This is a genomic window from Paenibacillus sp. SN-8-1 (genome assembly GCF_050995535.1).
GTDB lineage: Bacteria > Bacillota > Bacilli > Paenibacillales > Paenibacillaceae > Fontibacillus.
The window spans coordinates 1,253,954-1,269,583 of sequence record NZ_CP194782.1 but is presented as its reverse complement, the minus strand read 5'-3'; the positions used below and the strand labels follow the sequence as shown (position 1 = coordinate 1,269,583).

The 15,630-nt window shown below is 48.3% G+C and carries 13 protein-coding genes and 1 other annotated feature; all 13 genes read right to left on the bottom strand.

Annotation, left to right across the window (positions count from 1 at the left end; genetic code table 11):
• Nucleotide 1: 1 nt before the first annotated feature.
• The 13 genes from ACRRNK_RS06005 to yihA all read right to left on the bottom strand — a co-directional run bounded on the left by ACRRNK_RS06005 (nucleotide 2) and on the right by yihA (nucleotide 15,629).
• On the bottom strand, nucleotides 2–2,647 hold the full coding sequence (locus tag ACRRNK_RS06005) for a valine--tRNA ligase (RefSeq protein ID WP_433946817.1): 2,646 nt from the start codon (nucleotides 2,645–2,647) through the stop codon (nucleotides 2–4).
• Nucleotides 2,648–2,770: 123 nt separating this feature from the next.
• Nucleotides 2,771–3,033 (bottom strand) — a binding site (T-box leader).
• A 115-nt stretch (nucleotides 3,034–3,148) separates the two neighbouring features.
• Nucleotides 3,149–4,456: a LysM peptidoglycan-binding domain-containing protein gene (locus ACRRNK_RS06000; protein ID WP_433945878.1), complete on the bottom strand. Its 1,308-nt coding sequence runs from the start codon at nucleotides 4,454–4,456 to the stop codon at nucleotides 3,149–3,151.
• A 111-nt stretch (nucleotides 4,457–4,567) separates the two neighbouring features.
• Entirely contained in the window at nucleotides 4,568–5,473 is a 906-nt protein-coding gene (locus tag ACRRNK_RS05995) for an RluA family pseudouridine synthase (protein ID WP_433945877.1), read from the bottom strand.
• The gene (hemL, locus tag ACRRNK_RS05990; protein ID WP_433945876.1) at nucleotides 5,470–6,771 is read right to left on the bottom strand and encodes a glutamate-1-semialdehyde 2,1-aminomutase; all 1,302 of its coding nucleotides are present in this window, start codon (nucleotides 6,769–6,771) and stop codon (nucleotides 5,470–5,472) included. Before hemL ends, ACRRNK_RS05995 begins: the two co-directional genes overlap by 4 nt.
• 45 nt (nucleotides 6,772–6,816) lie before the next feature.
• Nucleotides 6,817–7,824: a porphobilinogen synthase gene (gene hemB / locus ACRRNK_RS05985; protein ID WP_433945875.1), complete on the bottom strand. Its 1,008-nt coding sequence runs from the start codon at nucleotides 7,822–7,824 to the stop codon at nucleotides 6,817–6,819.
• Nucleotides 7,825–7,867: 43 nt separating this feature from the next.
• A complete protein-coding gene (cobA, locus tag ACRRNK_RS05980) occupies nucleotides 7,868–9,418 on the bottom strand; it encodes a uroporphyrinogen-III C-methyltransferase (RefSeq protein ID WP_433945874.1) in 1,551 nt (516 codons plus the stop codon).
• Nucleotides 9,419–9,425: 7 nt separating this feature from the next.
• Nucleotides 9,426–10,379 carry a hydroxymethylbilane synthase gene (gene hemC, locus ACRRNK_RS05975; protein ID WP_433945873.1) on the bottom strand — a complete coding sequence of 318 codons (954 nt, stop codon included), beginning with the start codon at nucleotides 10,377–10,379 and terminating at the stop codon, nucleotides 9,426–9,428.
• Between the two features lie 21 nt (nucleotides 10,380–10,400).
• Nucleotides 10,401–11,051 (bottom strand): precorrin-2 dehydrogenase/sirohydrochlorin ferrochelatase family protein, encoded by a 651-nt coding sequence (locus tag ACRRNK_RS05970; RefSeq protein WP_433945872.1) that lies wholly within the window; start codon nucleotides 11,049–11,051, stop codon nucleotides 10,401–10,403.
• Between the two features lie 9 nt (nucleotides 11,052–11,060).
• Nucleotides 11,061–11,783, bottom strand: a complete 723-nt coding sequence (ccsA, locus tag ACRRNK_RS05965; RefSeq protein ID WP_433945871.1) for a cytochrome c biogenesis protein CcsA — start codon at nucleotides 11,781–11,783, stop codon at nucleotides 11,061–11,063.
• 119 nt (nucleotides 11,784–11,902) lie between these two features.
• Nucleotides 11,903–13,291 (bottom strand): glutamyl-tRNA reductase, encoded by a 1,389-nt coding sequence (hemA, locus tag ACRRNK_RS05960; protein WP_433945870.1) that lies wholly within the window; start codon nucleotides 13,289–13,291, stop codon nucleotides 11,903–11,905.
• A gap of 249 nt (nucleotides 13,292–13,540) precedes the next feature.
• Nucleotides 13,541–13,942: an adenosylmethionine decarboxylase gene (speD, locus tag ACRRNK_RS05955; protein ID WP_433945869.1), complete on the bottom strand. Its 402-nt coding sequence runs from the start codon at nucleotides 13,940–13,942 to the stop codon at nucleotides 13,541–13,543.
• Between the two features lie 229 nt (nucleotides 13,943–14,171).
• Nucleotides 14,172–14,759 (bottom strand): non-ribosomal peptide synthetase module, encoded by a 588-nt coding sequence (locus ACRRNK_RS05950; protein WP_433945868.1) that lies wholly within the window; start codon nucleotides 14,757–14,759, stop codon nucleotides 14,172–14,174.
• A 243-nt stretch (nucleotides 14,760–15,002) separates the two neighbouring features.
• The gene (yihA, locus tag ACRRNK_RS05945) at nucleotides 15,003–15,629 is read right to left on the bottom strand and encodes a ribosome biogenesis GTP-binding protein YihA/YsxC (RefSeq protein ID WP_433945867.1); all 627 of its coding nucleotides are present in this window, start codon (nucleotides 15,627–15,629) and stop codon (nucleotides 15,003–15,005) included.
• Between the last annotated feature and the right edge of the window lies 1 nt (nucleotide 15,630).

The window sequence follows — 15,630 nt, the reverse complement described above, 5'->3', positions numbered from 1 at the left end:
ATTAGCCTTTGAGCTCTTCCATGCGGGCCAATACTTTGGCACGCTTCTCGGAGTAGTCCTGCATCTTCGCCTTCTCTTCCTCAATCACTTTAGCCGGAGCCTTGGCAACAAAGCCTTCGTTACCCAGCTTCTTCTCAACTCGTTCTACCTCTTTGGTAAGGTTCTCGAACTCTTTTTGAAGACGGGCGATTTCTTGTCCGATATCTATTAATCCCGCAAGAGGGAAGTAGAGCTCAGCTCCGGTTACAATCGCACTCATTGCTTTGTCCGGTGCTTCGGCGTCTATAGCTATGGAGAACTCGGAGGTGTTGCAGAACCTTCTAACATAGTTCTCGTTACGGCTGATAATGTTATGAGCTCTGTCAGAACCCGGCTTCACGATCAGTTCTACCTTCTTGCTCATTGGAACGTTAACCTCGGCACGAACGTTTCTCACTGCGCGGATAACATCTATCAAGAGGTTCATCTCTTCAACCGCGTCCGGAGCTTCGAGAGCGGTATCGTATTTAGGCCACTCGGATAAAGTAATCGTATCTCCATTATGAGGGAGATGCTGCCAAATTTCTTCGGAAATAAATGGCATGAATGGGTGGATCAGCCGCTGTGTACGGTCAAGTACGTAGGCAAGCACGGATTGCGTCTTGCTCTTGGCAGCCGCATCTTCCCCATATAAGGTGAGCTTCGCGAATTCAATATACCAGTCGCACAGATCATCCCAAATGAAGTTGTACAGCAAGCGTCCCGTTTCTCCAAACTCGTAAGCATCGATCAGACGGGTAATATCCCGTGCCGTTTCATTAAATCGGTGCAGTATCCACCGGTCTGCTGTACTCAAATTACCAGTGATATCGATGTCTTCATACTTTACGCCTTCCAAATTCATCAGCGCGAAGCGGGAAGCATTCCAGATCTTGTTCGCGAAGTTACGGGCCTGCTCCACCTTCTCCCAGCGGAAACGAAGATCCTGGCCAGGTGTACTGCTGGTTGAGATCATGTATCTCATCGCATCTGCGCCATATTTCTCAATGACTTCAAGCGGGTCAACCCCATTGCCAAGCGATTTGGACATTTTACGCCCTTCGCTGTCACGGACGAGACCGTGAATAAGCACATCTTTAAACGGAATTTGATCTGTAAATTCAAGGGCGGTGAAGATCATTCGCGCTACCCAGAAGTAAATTATATCGTAGCCGGTAACCAACACATTCGTTGGGTAGAACCGCTTGTAATCCTCATGATCCACATCCGGCCAGCCCAAGGTTGAGAACGGCCACAGGCCTGAACTGAACCAAGTGTCCAGTACATCCTCATCCTGACGCCACTCTGATCCTTCAGGGGCCTCCGTACCTACAAAAATCTCACCGGTGGTCTCGTGATACCAAGCTGGAATCCGATGTCCCCACCACAGCTGCCGGGAAATACACCAGTCACGCACATTTTCAATCCAGTGCAGATATATTTTCTCAAAACGATCCGGTACAAAATTAACTCCCGTACCCGATTTTTGCGCTTCAATCGCTTTTTCTGCAAGTGGTCCCATCTTCACGAACCACTGGGTTGACAGATAAGGCTCTACCACAGCTCCCGATCTTTCACTGTGACCTACCTGGTGAACATGATCCTCAATGCGGATAAGCACTCCAAGCTCCTGCAGATCCCGTACGATTTGTTTGCGGCATTCACTGCGGTCAAGCCCCTGATACTTGGCTGCATCCGCATTCATCGTTCCTGTCTCATCCATAACTGTAATTTGCGGCAGATCGTGTCTCAGACCTACCTCGAAGTCGTTCGGATCATGTGCCGGGGTAATTTTCACCGCGCCGCTTCCAAATTCCTTATCTACATACTCATCTGCAATGATCGGAATCTCGCGGCCCACGATTGGGAGCACCAACGATTGTCCAATCAAATGGGCGTAACGCTCATCCTTAGGGTGCACAGCTACTGCCGTATCTCCCAGCATTGTCTCAGGACGTGTGGTGGCCACTGTAATATGTCCACTTCCATCCTTCAATGGATACTGCAAATGATACAGGTGACCGTTCACCTCTTTATACTCAACCTCGATATCAGAAAGCGCGGTCCGCGCTGCCGGATCCCAGTTAATAATGCGTTTTCCGCGATAGATTAATCCTTTGTTGTACAGCTTCACGAACACCTCTCGTACGGCCTTGGACAGTCCTTCATCCAGCGTGAACCGTTCACGGGAGTAATCGAGAGAGAAGCCCATTTTGGCCCATTGCTCGTGAATGGTCTCAGCATACTGATCCTTCCATTCCCATACTTTCTCCAGGAATTTCTCGCGTCCCAGGTCATACCGGGTAACTCCCTGTTCACGAAGCTTTTGCTCTACTTTGGTCTGGGTAGCAATCCCCGCATGATCGGTACCAGGAAGCCATAGGGCATCATAACCCTGCATCCGCTTAGCTCTAACCATAATGTCCTGAAGTGTAAAGTCCAGCGCATGCCCGATATGCAGCATACCTGTTACATTCGGTGGAGGGATTACGATCGTAAAGGTTTCGGCATCCTTACGGCTCCCCGCTTCAAAAAAGTTGCCTTCCTTCCAATAACTGTACCATTTCGCTTCCGCAGATTTCGGATCATACGTCGTTGGCATATTTGCCGAGGACGTCTCTTGGTTCATTTCTGACATTACACATACCTCCGATATTATAGGGGAGTTTTAATTTAATTGGCGTTCCATTTCTTGCAGTTATTCCCATAAAAGAAGCGGAATAAGTGAAAAAAACAAAAAAAGCCCTTCGTCTCAAAGGACGAAAGGCTTATCTTTCGTGGTACCACCTTTGTTTCGCAAATAGACTTAACAGCACTCCTCCATCAGAAAGAAGCCCTTATTCGCGACACTCAGACAGATAACGGCTGTAACCGGCCCATTCTGACAGAAGAGATCTGCTCAAATGGACGACTCCCGGGCGACTTCGGTCAGCTGCATCCTGCGAAACCTCACAGCGCCTGCAATTCCGCTCTCTGAAGGGCACACTGCCTACTATTCCCGTTCGATGTCTTTGCTTATTTATCCCTATAATAATAACGTGGATGGCATCGATAGTCAATAATAGGCAGTTTCAACCTCCTATAATACGACAAAAAAACCTGTGCATACGGCACAGGTTCATCATAGGTATTAAGGAATATAAAGGACTTGCCCTTCTTCCAGGCTCTGTTCGGACAACCGGTTGTAGAGCAGAAGTTCGCGGGGGTTAATCTGGTACCGGTCCGCAATCACATCAATTGTCTCTTCCCGCTGCACAATAACAAGCTTCACCTGCCGGAAAGGAGTCTGCTCCTGTACCCCTGAGATAAATAAATTTTTCCAGCGAACATCTTCCTTGTCTTCAGATAGTGGTTCCTGGGCTTCCTGCACCAAGGTCTCCAGCGCTTCCGCTTCTTTAGTCGGACGCCCGGACTGAAGCAATGTACTTAGAGGAACATGATCATCAGCGGCTTGATCTGTCACCTTCTTGCTGCCAAGTGCAATCTTTAACTCAGGCCGCTCTTCCACTTGGGGTTCGGTTATAGCAGGTTCGGTTACAGATTCGGTTGCAAGTTCGGTTACGGGTTCAGCAGCTTCTACTTCTTGAACGTTCTCCAAATATTCTTCAGCGGTAGAGACTCTGTCGCCCTCTTCAAGCTTAGCTTGACCCTGGACAGACTCCTCGGTATGCGAGGCTTTCAGAGTCTCTGAGGAATGCGCCTCTTCAAGCTGTTGATTCTGAGAGGAGGTTCGAGATCCTTCGTCCTTATTCCCCTTAGGCCCAATACCCTCATTCGATTCCTTGTCCGCCCATAACGGCGAGAGAGAAGAAACGGGCGCTGAAGCTGGTGTGGTCACTCTCTCTTTAGACAATAGAGGAGACTCTTCTTTCTGCTCCTCAAGCGCTGGAAGCGACCAGATGGGCTCAGCGCTTGGCGGATCGTAGTTGACTGCCGAAGGTGTGATTGCTTCATCCCGGGTATCTAATCTGTCCTTCTGATCTACAAAATCTTCTGTACTTTCCTTCTGCTCTACGCGCTCGGCCTCATGGGATACAGTGTATCCCTCATCGCTCCACTCTTCTGTTCCCGGAACAAAAGCTACGGTCTCAATTCCCCGCAAAGAAAGAACACCCGTAATATTCAAGCTGTGCGGGTTCAGAACATCGACATCAAAATTCTCAATCTCGACCGTAATATCCTCAAGCCGATTAACCCGGCTCAGCGGAACCGTGATTTCGACAGGAATGAGATGCGATAGCTCCTGTGTCCCTCCATCACCGCGGTATAGACCGGATACATGCAAATGCCCCCGAAGCGACGCATATTCATCACCCGGAACAACCTGAATTCTTGGGAGGAGCTCCAGCTCAACCAATTCCTGAATGCCGATGACTTCTTCTGATAAATGAACACGTTCATAGATATCAAACCTTAACCCATAGGATTGATCTGCCAAGGGTATAACCTCCTTTTACGCATATCCAAACAAGGTTTCTTCACTCGTTTAATCTATATGCTTCAAAAAGGAGAGCATGCCATTCTTTTTGGCAGACCCGTAAGTTTCTCTCTATGATTCTAAGGATAGCCTGCGGTGCAGCTCTGTAAAGTCCTTGGGCCAAGGATCCCTAACCTCCACAATTTCTCCTGTTAACGGGTGTGGAAAAGTCAGGGATTCCCCGTGCAATGCCTGGTAACTGAAATACCGGGTGCTTCCCCCGTACAGCTCGTCGCCTACAAGGGGATGACCGATATGGCTCATATGTACGCGGATCTGATGGGTTCTTCCTGTTTCGAGAGTTAAACGCACAAGGCTGGCTTCCCTTAAGCTGTCCAGAAGAGCTACCCGGGTTGCCGCGGGCTTGCCCGTATCAGAGACCCGCTGACGCTTCGCGTGATGACGATCCCGTCCAATAGGCGCTTCCACCCTGAAGGCAGGACTTTCAACACTGCCCTGAACCACAGCTACATAGACACGCTCAATCTTCTTCACACTCATGGCCTCATCCAGTATAAGCTGAGCATATTCATTCTTGGCATAGAGAACCGGCCCAGAGGTGAATTCATCGAGCCTGTGAATATGGCGAACGGCAACCTGCTCGCCCTGGCCCATATAATGAGCCGCTACCACATGTGCGAGCGTTGGCTGCCGTTCGTTACCAGTCGGGTGAACCTTCATGCCTGCCGGTTTATGCACCACAAGACAATAGTCGTCCTCATACAGTACATGAAGTTCAGCCCAATATGGCTCAAATCCATAATCACGAGGCGGAAAGAGCCGTATCCGAATACGGTCTCCTGCCAGCTTGATTCCATCCTGCTGTTCCAATCTGGAGAGCAGCTTGGGAGGTACCCTCAAAGTCTCCTTAAGCCACTGATGAACAGTGGAATGCGGACTGTCTGTATTCTGAGGAAGCCTGCCCGGCATTACTTCCAGCCATTCTCCGCGTCTGACCGCACTTCCTCTGTAACTCATATCTTCTGAAGGGCCAGGCGGTTAGCTTCAATCGTCGCATCAATGTCATCTACTGTATGGACACCCGAGACGAACATCCCTTCAAATTGGGATGGAGGAACGCTGATTCCTTCGTCCACCAATGCCGCGAAATATCTATTGAACAGGTTAAGATCACTTGTCTTGGCCGTTTCATAGTTAATGACCTTCTCATCCGTGAAGAACGGACACACCATAGAGCCGACACGGTTAATAGATAGCGGTATTCCCTTCTCCTTCGCATTGGCATTAAGACCCGCTTCCAATCTTGCAGAAAGGACTTCAAGCCGCTCATATACCTCTGGAGTGAGTAGAGACAAGGTGGTGAAGCCTGCAGTCATCGCCAATGGGTTGCCGCTAAGAGTACCCGCTTGGTAGATCGGCCCTGAAGGTGCGATCTGCTCCATAATCTCTCTTCGGCCGCCATATGCGCCAACTGGAAGGCCGCCGCCAATAACTTTACCCAGACAGGTAAGATCAGGAGTTACGCCATATCGGCCTTGTGCGCAATTCAAATGAACACGGAACCCTGTCATGACCTCGTCAAAGATCAGCAGACTGCCATATTGGTTCGTAATTTCACGGAGCCCCTCCAGAAAACCTGGAAGCGGCGGTACAACGCCCATATTACCGGCTACGGGCTCTACGATGATAGCTGCGAGTTCTTCTCCAAATTTCTCAAAAGCAAGCTTAACCGATTCCAGATCATTGTAAGGTACGGCAATCGTGTTAGCTGCCACCCCTTCCGGTACGCCTGGGCTGTCTGGCAGGCCTAAAGTTGCAACGCCAGAACCGGCCTTGATCAGCAAGCTGTCCGCATGACCATGGTATGAACCTTCAAACTTCATAATCTTGTTCCGGCCGGTATAGCCTCTTGCCAAGCGAATCGCACTCATCGTTGCCTCAGTTCCCGAGCTTACCATACGCACAATGTCTATGGACGGGACACGTTCTGTTACCAGCTTGGCCATCTCCGTCTCAAGCAGTGTAGGCGCGCCGAAGCTTGTCCCTTTCGCTGCCGCGTCCTGCACGTTCTTAACTACTTCGGGATGGGCATGGCCCATAATGAGCGGTCCCCACGAACCCACATAATCAATAAACGAATTGCCATCAATATCGTAGACACGAGGGCCTTCGCCCCGTTCGATATAAATCGGTGTAAGCCCTACGGATTTAAAAGCACGTACCGGACTGTTGACACCTCCCGGAATATATTTCTTTGCCTGATCAAAAGCCTGACGTGACTGCTCATCACGGCGGCCTGCGGAATTGTTACTCATGCCTGAGACACCCCTTACCTGAATGATTGGATTTGCCAAGCCAGTCTAGTTACGCTGCTCACGCAGCCAGCGGGCCATATCTTTAGCGAAGTACGTAATGATAATATCCGCACCCGCCCGTTTCATTCCGAGCAGCATTTCCGTTACAATCGCTCTCTCATTGATCCAACCCTGCTGGGCGGCTGCCTTCACCATGGAATACTCCCCGCTGACGTTATAAGCTACAAGTGGAAGATCAAATTGGTCACGAAGAACGCGAATGACATCCATAAAGGCGAGCGCAGGCTTCACCATCAGCATATCCGCACCCTCCTGTACGTCAGATTCAGCTTCACGAAGAGCTTCGCGGATATTCGCAGGATCCATCTGGTAGGTCTTTCTGTCTCCGAATTGAGGAGCTGAGTCTGCAGCTTCACGGAATGGTCCATAGAACGCCGATGCATATTTTACCGAGTAAGACATGATGGGAACATGAGAGAATCCGGCTTCATCAAGTCCCTTGCGAATCGCATACACGAATCCGTCCATCATGTTGGAAGGTGCTATAATGTCCGCCCCCGCCCGGGCTTGGGACACGGCAGTCCGGGTCAACAGCTCCAAGGACTCGTCATTGAGAACATCTCCGTGCACATGGCCATCGCGTTCAAAGGTATGAACCATGCCACAGTGTCCGTGGTCTGTAAATTCACAGAGACAGGTATCCGCCACAACCAGCAGGTCGGGATACAAGGACTTGATGACTCTAGTAGCTTCCTGTACAATTCCGTTCTCGTCAAAGCCTGAAGTACCTACGCTGTCCTTCTCAGATGGGATCCCAAACAGAAGCACGGCAGAAATGCCAAGTTCTACGATCTCCTTCAGTTCTTCCTCCAGCGTGTCCAGAGAGAAATGGAAGACTCCAGGCATGGAGCTTATCTCGTTCTTAACTCCGCTTCCATAAGTGATAAAGATAGGCTGAATAAAGTCATCAACCGTAAGCACAGTCTCACGTACAAGTCCCCGAATTGCAGCATTTTGACGCAATCTACGGTGTCTAACAATTGGAAATGCCATTGTAGTGATGCCTCCTTAATGATATCGATCTGTATAATAACGTCTAATGCTCAGCTGATGTTCTCAAATTCCAATCACATAATGAATGAATCATGCTATGCAGAGTCGCTTCCTCCGCGACCATCGCAGCCTTAAAGCCATATTCTTCGGCTGTCTTCGCCGTTACTGGACCTATACATAGAGTGGCCGCATTGCTCAAAGCATGGACCGGATCCTTAAGTCCCATTCGCGTAAGCGCCTCTACCAGATTTCTAACGGTTGAAGAGCTCGTGAAGGTAATTGCGTGGATACGGCCTTTTTCGATTAATTTCAATAATTCATCATCTTCATCGCTTACAGCCACAGTCTCATACATTATGGCTTCGGTGACCGACAGCCCCTTCTCACGCAAAAATTCCGGCAGCCAGGACCTGGCCATGTTCCCGCGCGGCAGGAAGACTGTCTGACCGGCTTCAAGCTGCTCCCCGTAAGACTCAGCAAGCCCTTCTGCCTGGAATCGTTCCGGCAGAGCCTCGGAGATAATTCCTCTGCGCTGAAGCTCATCCTTGGTAGCCGGTCCCACCGCAACAATACGAGCACCATTAAGAGACCGTATATCCTTACCCAGACGGTATAGGTGCTCGAAGAAGTACTCAACCCCATTCACACTGGTGAAGAATACCCAGTCATAGGAAGACAGCTGCGTCATGGCATCAGCCACATCTCGCTTGCTCTCTTCGCTTTCAGGAAGCCTTGTTTCGATAACAGGGAATTCATAAGGCTCTCCACCAAGATCCTCGATCTTCTCCACCAGTTCGCTGGCCTGAGACCGGGAACGTGTAACCAAGATTCGCTTGCCGAATAGAGGGAGAGATTCCGCCCATTTGAGCTTGTCGCGCTGCAGGACGACATCGCCAACAACAATTACTGCAGGCGGCTGGAAATTAGTATCCAGTACCTTTTGCTCGATATCCGCCAATGTTCCTGTAAGGGTAGCCTGTTCAGCTCTTGTACCCCATCTAACCAGCGCAACCGGGGTTTCAGGAGACCGGCCGTGCTTGATTAATTGACGGCTAATATAACCGATGTTCGATACACCCATCATGAAAATTAGCGTTCCCGTAGCTTGAGTTACTTTATCCCATTGAATTGAATGCTCCAGCTTATCCGGACTTTCATGTCCCGTAATAATAGAGAGTGAGGAAGCATAGTCCCTGTGTGTTACGGGAATCCCGGCATACGCAGGTACGGAAATGGCGGATGTAATCCCAGGAACAATCTCGTATTCGATCCCATTCTCACGAAGCAGCTCTGCTTCCTCTCCAACCCTTCCAAAAATCGTAGGATCTCCGCCTTTGAGACGAGCCACGATCTTTCCCTCAAGAGCCAGATCAACAAGAAGCTGATTAATGTCCTCCTGCTTCATCGTATGACGGTTAGTACGTTTGCCGACATAGATCTTCTCCGCTCCACGCTTCATATGCTTCAGAAGTCTGGGGCTAGCCAAACGGTCGTACACAACAACATCTGCCCTCTGAATACAAGCAAGACCTTTCACCGTGATCAGTCTAGCATCCCCAGGTCCTGCTCCAACAAGATATACTCTTCCCGCCATGCTTATCTCATCCCCTAACTTCAGACAATATTTCCTCCGCACCCCTGGATCTTAGGGTGGAAGCCACTTCTCTTCCCAGCAATTCCGGATCATCACCCGAGAGACTATCCTTAAGAATTACACTTCCGTCCGGCGAACCTACCAACCCGGTAAGTTCAATTCGGGTTTCACTTGTGGATCCCGGGGTCTCTGAAGGAATCAATGACGCAAATGCCCCGATCGGGATTTGACAGCCTCCATTTAAAGCTCCGAGGAAACTCCGCTCAGCAGCCACGGTAATTGCAGTCTCCGGATCGTTATATAGCGACAACAAGTGCCGAACCTCTTCATCATTCTCACGGCATTCAATACCCAGCGCGCCTTGCCCTACCGCCGGCAGACAAATATCTACAGGGAGGTAGGAGGTAATACGATCCTCCCAGCCCATCCGGAACAGGCCAGCCGCAGCCAGAATGATTGCATCAAAGCCTTCGGTCTCCAGCTTCTTCAGACGGGAATCAATATTTCCGCGAATAGCCTCAATATTTAGATCAGGACGGTAAGCCTTAAGCTGACTGGCACGGCGCAGGCTGCTTGTACCTACTTTGGCCCCCTGCGGAAGCTCCTCCAGTGTCAAGCCCCCCTTGGAAATCAGTGCATCCCTTGGATCTACGCGCTTAGGAACTGCCCCATTCATCAGACCTTCAGGCAGCTCGGATGGCATATCCTTCATACTGTGAACAGCAAGGTCAATCTCTTGATCTAGCATAGCCTGCTCAATCTCTTTCACGAAAAGCCCTTTACCGCCGACTTTGGACAACGTTACGTCAAGGATGCGATCTCCTTTGGTTACGATTTTCTTGATTTCAAATTCAAAAGGCAGGGAATGAAGTTTGCACAGTTCCTTCAAAGCCTCTATAACCTGCCCAGTCTGAGTTAGTGCCAGCTGACTTTGTCTAGTTCCAACAATGATCGTACGCATCTTCCCAAGCTCCTTTATGTACTAGTTATAAGATTCATTACCCTTTATCCAAGCCTCGATCTGCTGTTCACTCCAAGGCTTGAACACGCCGCTACGAATATCACTCAGTATATCCATCTCGGCTGCAGCCTTAAGCAGCTTACGTCTCCTCGCCCCGTCATGAACCGTTGATTTAACTACATCCCTAACCCTGCTAAGAAAATCAATATACATCTCGTATTCATCGCCGTAGCTTTGATCAATTTCACGGCTTATCCTTGCCGAAACGGCAGGACCCGCTCCAGACGTACTGACTGCAATAATAAGATCCCCCCGTCTGACAACGCTTGGGGAGATGAACGTGCCTCCAAGACCAGGCCCTGAGATGTTCACAGGCACTCCAAGCTGGCCAGCTTCTCGTGCTACCCTCTCATTTACCTCGGCTTGATCTGTAGTGGCATACACCAATGACGCACCCTGCAGGTCTCCCTCCCTAAAGGTGCGATTATACCAAATCAAGCTGCCTTCTTGGGCAGCTTGATTAAGCGGTCCTGTTACAGACGGACTTATGAGCTTAATATCTGCTCCAGATCGAAGCAGTTCGAGTGTTTTGCGTTCAGCTACCGGTCCTCCGCCAATAACTACACAGCGAAGACCCTCAGCTTTCATCATAATCGGTATATATTTCGCCATTGTGAGAACCTACTTTCCGGCCCAATGATGGAATGCTGACCACGAGTTCAACAAGTAATTGGCTATGGTTACGACATAACCCATAATCGCCCACTTAGCCATGACCCGGCCGCTGTACTTCTTCATTTTTCGACCGGCAAAGTAGAGGAAATAGACCACCAAAGCAATGAAAGTGAAGAACATCTTCTTGTCTACCAAGAGATCCCATCGGTTCTCAGCAGCCACAGTGGATACCCCGACGATCAAGGATACAGCAAGCAGTGAAGTCCCCCAGCGCATGGAAATATTAATATAGTTCTCAAGCGCATCGAGGCTCGGCAGTCTTCTGACCGTATCGTTCCATTTCTTCCGCTTAAGCTTCCTGTGAAGAAACAGATACATGACGGCAAATACAGCTGACAGCGTTAAGGCGGCGTAGCTGATGCCTGCAAGAGCAATGTGAAGACTGATCAAGCCTTTAAAAGTCTGTGAGTGATGGAAGGAGTAATCCACCGATCTATAGCTCAATCTATTTAATACGGTCAGCACAAATCCAACTAAACTGATAAGAAGCACGGTGAACTCTGTCTTTTGACGAAAAGTAAGAACAAATGCCGCGGTAACCAGACTCAGACAAACAAGAAACACATAGTTATAGTTGGAGAGCAGAGCATCCGTACCATCCTGCCAAAGCCACACACTGAAGCTGGTTAACTGCAAGGCAAACACACAAGCAAGAAGCCCTGCGCCCATTCGCTTTGCACTCCCATTGCGGCGAATACAATCCGAGAAATAAAACAGAAGGCTCAGGGCATATATATAGATTATCGCATCATAAATTTCACTAAGCAGCGTCAAGGCTGATCACCGCCTTATATAGACACCCGCGCCATCTTTAGCGCTTTGTCATGAATAGACACCTTAGAGGCGTCCTGTGTTTTCGCTGTATCAGCTGGCTTATTGTTACTGTCTTCCAAGGCCTTTGCTGATTCAAGCTGTTTCTCCAGAGCGAAAATTTGGGTGAACATCTCTAAAGCCTGCTCGCCTTGTTTCTCTCCAGCCATTTCTTTGATCCGGTTAATCGGATCATGCATCATTTGGTTCACAATGCTCTTCGTGAGACGGCGGATAACTGTACGTTGGTGCTCATCCAGCTCAGGAAGCTTGTTAAACATACTCTGTAGTGTCTCCTCGTAGATCGAAGAGGACTTCTCCTGGAGGGCACGAATCACCAGCTTAACCCCTAGTGTCTGAAGCCAGTTCGCGAACACAGCCATTTCATGGTCAATCATGCTCTCGATTTTAAGCGCCTCAGTCCGTCTCATTTCCAGGTTACTTTCCACAATTCCTTCAAGATCATCGATGTCATACAGGAATACATTGGGCAGCTCCGATATGGACGGGTCAATATCCCGTGGCACGGCGATATCGATCATGAAGAGTGGACGCGATGGGCGTTTCTTCATACTTTGGGCTACCTGTGACGAGGTAAGGACATAACCTTCAGCTCCTGTAGAGCTGATGATAATATCTACATCTTTCAAATGCTCCATGGCTTCCTGCATGGTACATGGCGTTCCATTGAACTTTCCTGCGAGCTCCTGCGCGCGTGCAAACGTACGATTGGCTACAAGCACCTGCTCAGCACCACTCGCATACAGGTGCTTGACGGTAAGCTCACTCATCTTGCCTGCTCCGAGAATGAGCACGCTCTTCCCGGCGAAATCCCCGAATATCCGTTTGCCGAGTTCAACTGCCGCATAACTCACAGAAACTGCACTTTCTCCAATAGCCGTCTCGGAATGTGCCCGTTTGCTCAGCGTAATGACTTGTTTGAACAGCATGTTGAACCAAGTTCCTGTAGCTTTCTCACTCTGGGCCTGTAAAAAACTTGTTTTTACCTGACCCAAAATTTGCGTTTCTCCAAGTACCATGGAATCCAGTCCACATGCCACACGGAACAAATGACGAATTGCTTGCTCGTCTTCATACATATATAAATGTTGGGTGAATTCTTGACGCGACACCCCAAACCATTGTTCAATAAAGCTGCGGATGAAGTACCCGCACATATGGAGACGATCAACGACTACATAGATTTCTGTGCGGTTGCAGGTGGCAATTACAACGCCTTCCAATACACTCTTGGTACGTTTCAACTCCGACAGCGCTGCCGGCATATCTTTGTCTGCGAATGTAAAGCGTTCCCTAACCTCCACAGGCGCCGTTCGATAGTTCAACCCGACTACGACAATGTGCATTGCAAGTCCTCCTGCCTTTAGATAATTCAGTAAAATTAGTATGTCTCACCTTGTTAATTATATCACATTCACTCTGGATTACCCTGCGTTTTTTATGAATTGTTTATGAAGTTCTGATGTACGATTAGTAACAGAATAGACAGATATTAAAACAAATAACCATGGAAATATCCATGGTTACTTCATTGTCCCACACAAGATCAAGTGTGAAGTACATACAAATGTTATCGTTAATCAATCATTTCCGGTTTAAACCAGCTCAGCTTGTTGCCCCATAGCAGGAGTCTCAACTGTAAGTTCTCCGAGTCCACGAATCAACTTCTTCGCATAAGCCTTCTCCGGTTTCAAAATGGATACCAGGTAATCAATGGCGAGCTGTGGATCAACTGTTTCTCCACATGTGTAACAATCAACAGCTGCAAAACCTCTCTCAGGATAAGTATGAATCGAGAGATGGCTCTCTGACAGCATTACAAGGACCGTAGCCCCTTGTGGTTCGAACTGCTTGGCTTGCACGGACAATACCGTAGCGCCACACGCTTCAGCGGCTTCCACCAAATGAGCTTGCAATAGCTCAGCATTGTTCAGCACCTCAAAATCGACTCCCCAAGTATCAACAGCAACGTGTCTTCCGAAAGTTGAATATTCCACCTTCCGGTTCCCCCTTCCTAGGAATAAAATGTTTGAAAAATTTCATCCGCTAGGACCTACGTCATTCACTTCCCGAGGGAAAAATCTCTCGTAACATAATGTCCTGAGTGAATCCTGGTTCCTATATTCTTTTCAACGAGATTAAAAATAACATCTATTCAGGACAAATGCAATACTTTTTAGAACTTTAATCAAAAAAAAGACCGCCCATTTTTCAGGGCGGAATGTCTTAGGCCTCCAACACGAACAAACGGCGTGTATTCTGGCGAAGTTCTTCATCAATTTGCATAATGTGCTGCTCATCATTCGATGTAATACGCTGATCCAGCAAATGATTAATCGCGCGGTGAATCCGTCCGATCTCCATCTCTACTTCATTCAAGCGGAATAGACGCTGCAGTTCCTCGGCTGTATTCTTATACTCAAATACGAGCTTATATGAGTCCCCATTATATTCGGTAATTTTGCGTACCTGGCCATCCTCGTAATGATACATGACCATAAATCCATTGTAGATTCGGTTCACCAAACCAGAACCTTTATAGGCTGCGAACAACCGGCGCATAACATTAGTAATAGGAGGATTTATTAAGCGGAAAGATGCTTCACAGATATAATAACCGTCCTTACGATCAAAAGGCAGATGCAGTTCCTCTCCCTGATCATCTTCAAGAACTACTTCTTGCCCACCCCCATCCAGCACCTTAATCCGCTGGATTACGTGGGGATCATCTATTCTGTGAATAAATTCGGCCATTTGAACTTCCGTCAATCGCAAACTGGCTTTAATGTACTCTGTGGCTAACCGCTGAGCCATAAAAATCTCCTCAATTCTTTTAATCCTTTGTAGTTAATTATACACTACTCATTAAAGCAATTGCTCGGTAATCAAATCATGATTTTTCAGCGAATTTTAGAAAAAAACGGAATTTGGCTACTTAAGGAGTAAAAATCCCTTAACTTGCTCACTTTCCTGCTGTAAGTTCTCCCGTTCCCTCTTAATTTCACGAATTATATGGATTGATCTAAAGACTGTGTGTTCCATATCATCACTTTTTGTTCAGTCCGAAGAAGGGCTTGCCTCCGAAACTTCCGAGTCCTGATCTTCAATGTGTCTTTCAATTAAACTCCAAAGCTGATCCTTACCAATACCCGCCTCTGAGGAAAACATAATAAGTTCATCGCCCGCACGCATAACCAGTGCGTCTCTAATAATTTTGATATGCTTCTGCCAACGGCTCTTCGGAATCTTGTCCGCTTTCGTCGCAACTACACATACCGGAAGATCATAATGCTTAAGCCAGTCATACATCAATTCGTCATCCTTGGAAGGGGGATGCCTTAGATCAATGATAAGGAGCACCAGCTTCAGCGGTTCACGAACCGTCAAGAACTCCTCAATCATCTTACCCCAAACCTGACGCTGTACCTTGGACACCTTGGCGTAGCCATATCCGGGAAAGTCAACAAAATAAAGCGCATCATTGATACGGTAGTAATTCAAATGCTGTGTCTTACCAGGCGTAGAGCTGGTCCGGGCTAAATTTTTTCGGTTAATCATGCGGTTGATCAGTGAGGACTTACCCACATTGGAACGACCTGCCAGAGCAATCTCTGGCAAGCCATCCTCAGGGTATTGTTCAGGCCTTACAGCACTGATAATAAATTCAGAACTTGTTACTTTCATT

Bases quoted from the DNA above. Each gene is read 5' to 3' on its own strand.
- ACRRNK_RS06005 (WP_433946817.1), bottom strand. From the start codon at position 2,647: ATGAACCAAGAGACGTCCTCGGCAAATATGCCAACGACGTATGATCCG.
- ACRRNK_RS05995 (WP_433945877.1), bottom strand. From the start codon at position 5,473: ATGAGTTACAGAGGAAGTGCGGTCAGACGCGGAGAATGGCTGGAAGTA.
- hemL (WP_433945876.1), bottom strand. From the start codon at position 6,771: ATGAGTAACAATTCCGCAGGCCGCCGTGATGAGCAGTCACGTCAGGCT.
- hemB (WP_433945875.1), bottom strand. From the start codon at position 7,824: ATGGCATTTCCAATTGTTAGACACCGTAGATTGCGTCAAAATGCTGCA.
- cobA (WP_433945874.1), bottom strand. From the start codon at position 9,418: ATGGCGGGAAGAGTATATCTTGTTGGAGCAGGACCTGGGGATGCTAGA.
- hemC (WP_433945873.1), bottom strand. From the start codon at position 10,379: ATGCGTACGATCATTGTTGGAACTAGACAAAGTCAGCTGGCACTAACT.
- ACRRNK_RS05970 (WP_433945872.1), bottom strand. From the start codon at position 11,051: ATGGCGAAATATATACCGATTATGATGAAAGCTGAGGGTCTTCGCTGT.
- ccsA (WP_433945871.1), bottom strand. From the start codon at position 11,783: ATGGGCGCAGGGCTTCTTGCTTGTGTGTTTGCCTTGCAGTTAACCAGC.
- hemA (WP_433945870.1), bottom strand. From the start codon at position 13,291: ATGCACATTGTCGTAGTCGGGTTGAACTATCGAACGGCGCCTGTGGAG.
- ACRRNK_RS05950 (WP_433945868.1), bottom strand. From the start codon at position 14,759: ATGGCTCAGCGGTTAGCCACAGAGTACATTAAAGCCAGTTTGCGATTG.
- yihA (WP_433945867.1), bottom strand. From the start codon at position 15,629: ATGAAAGTAACAAGTTCTGAATTTATTATCAGTGCTGTAAGGCCTGAA.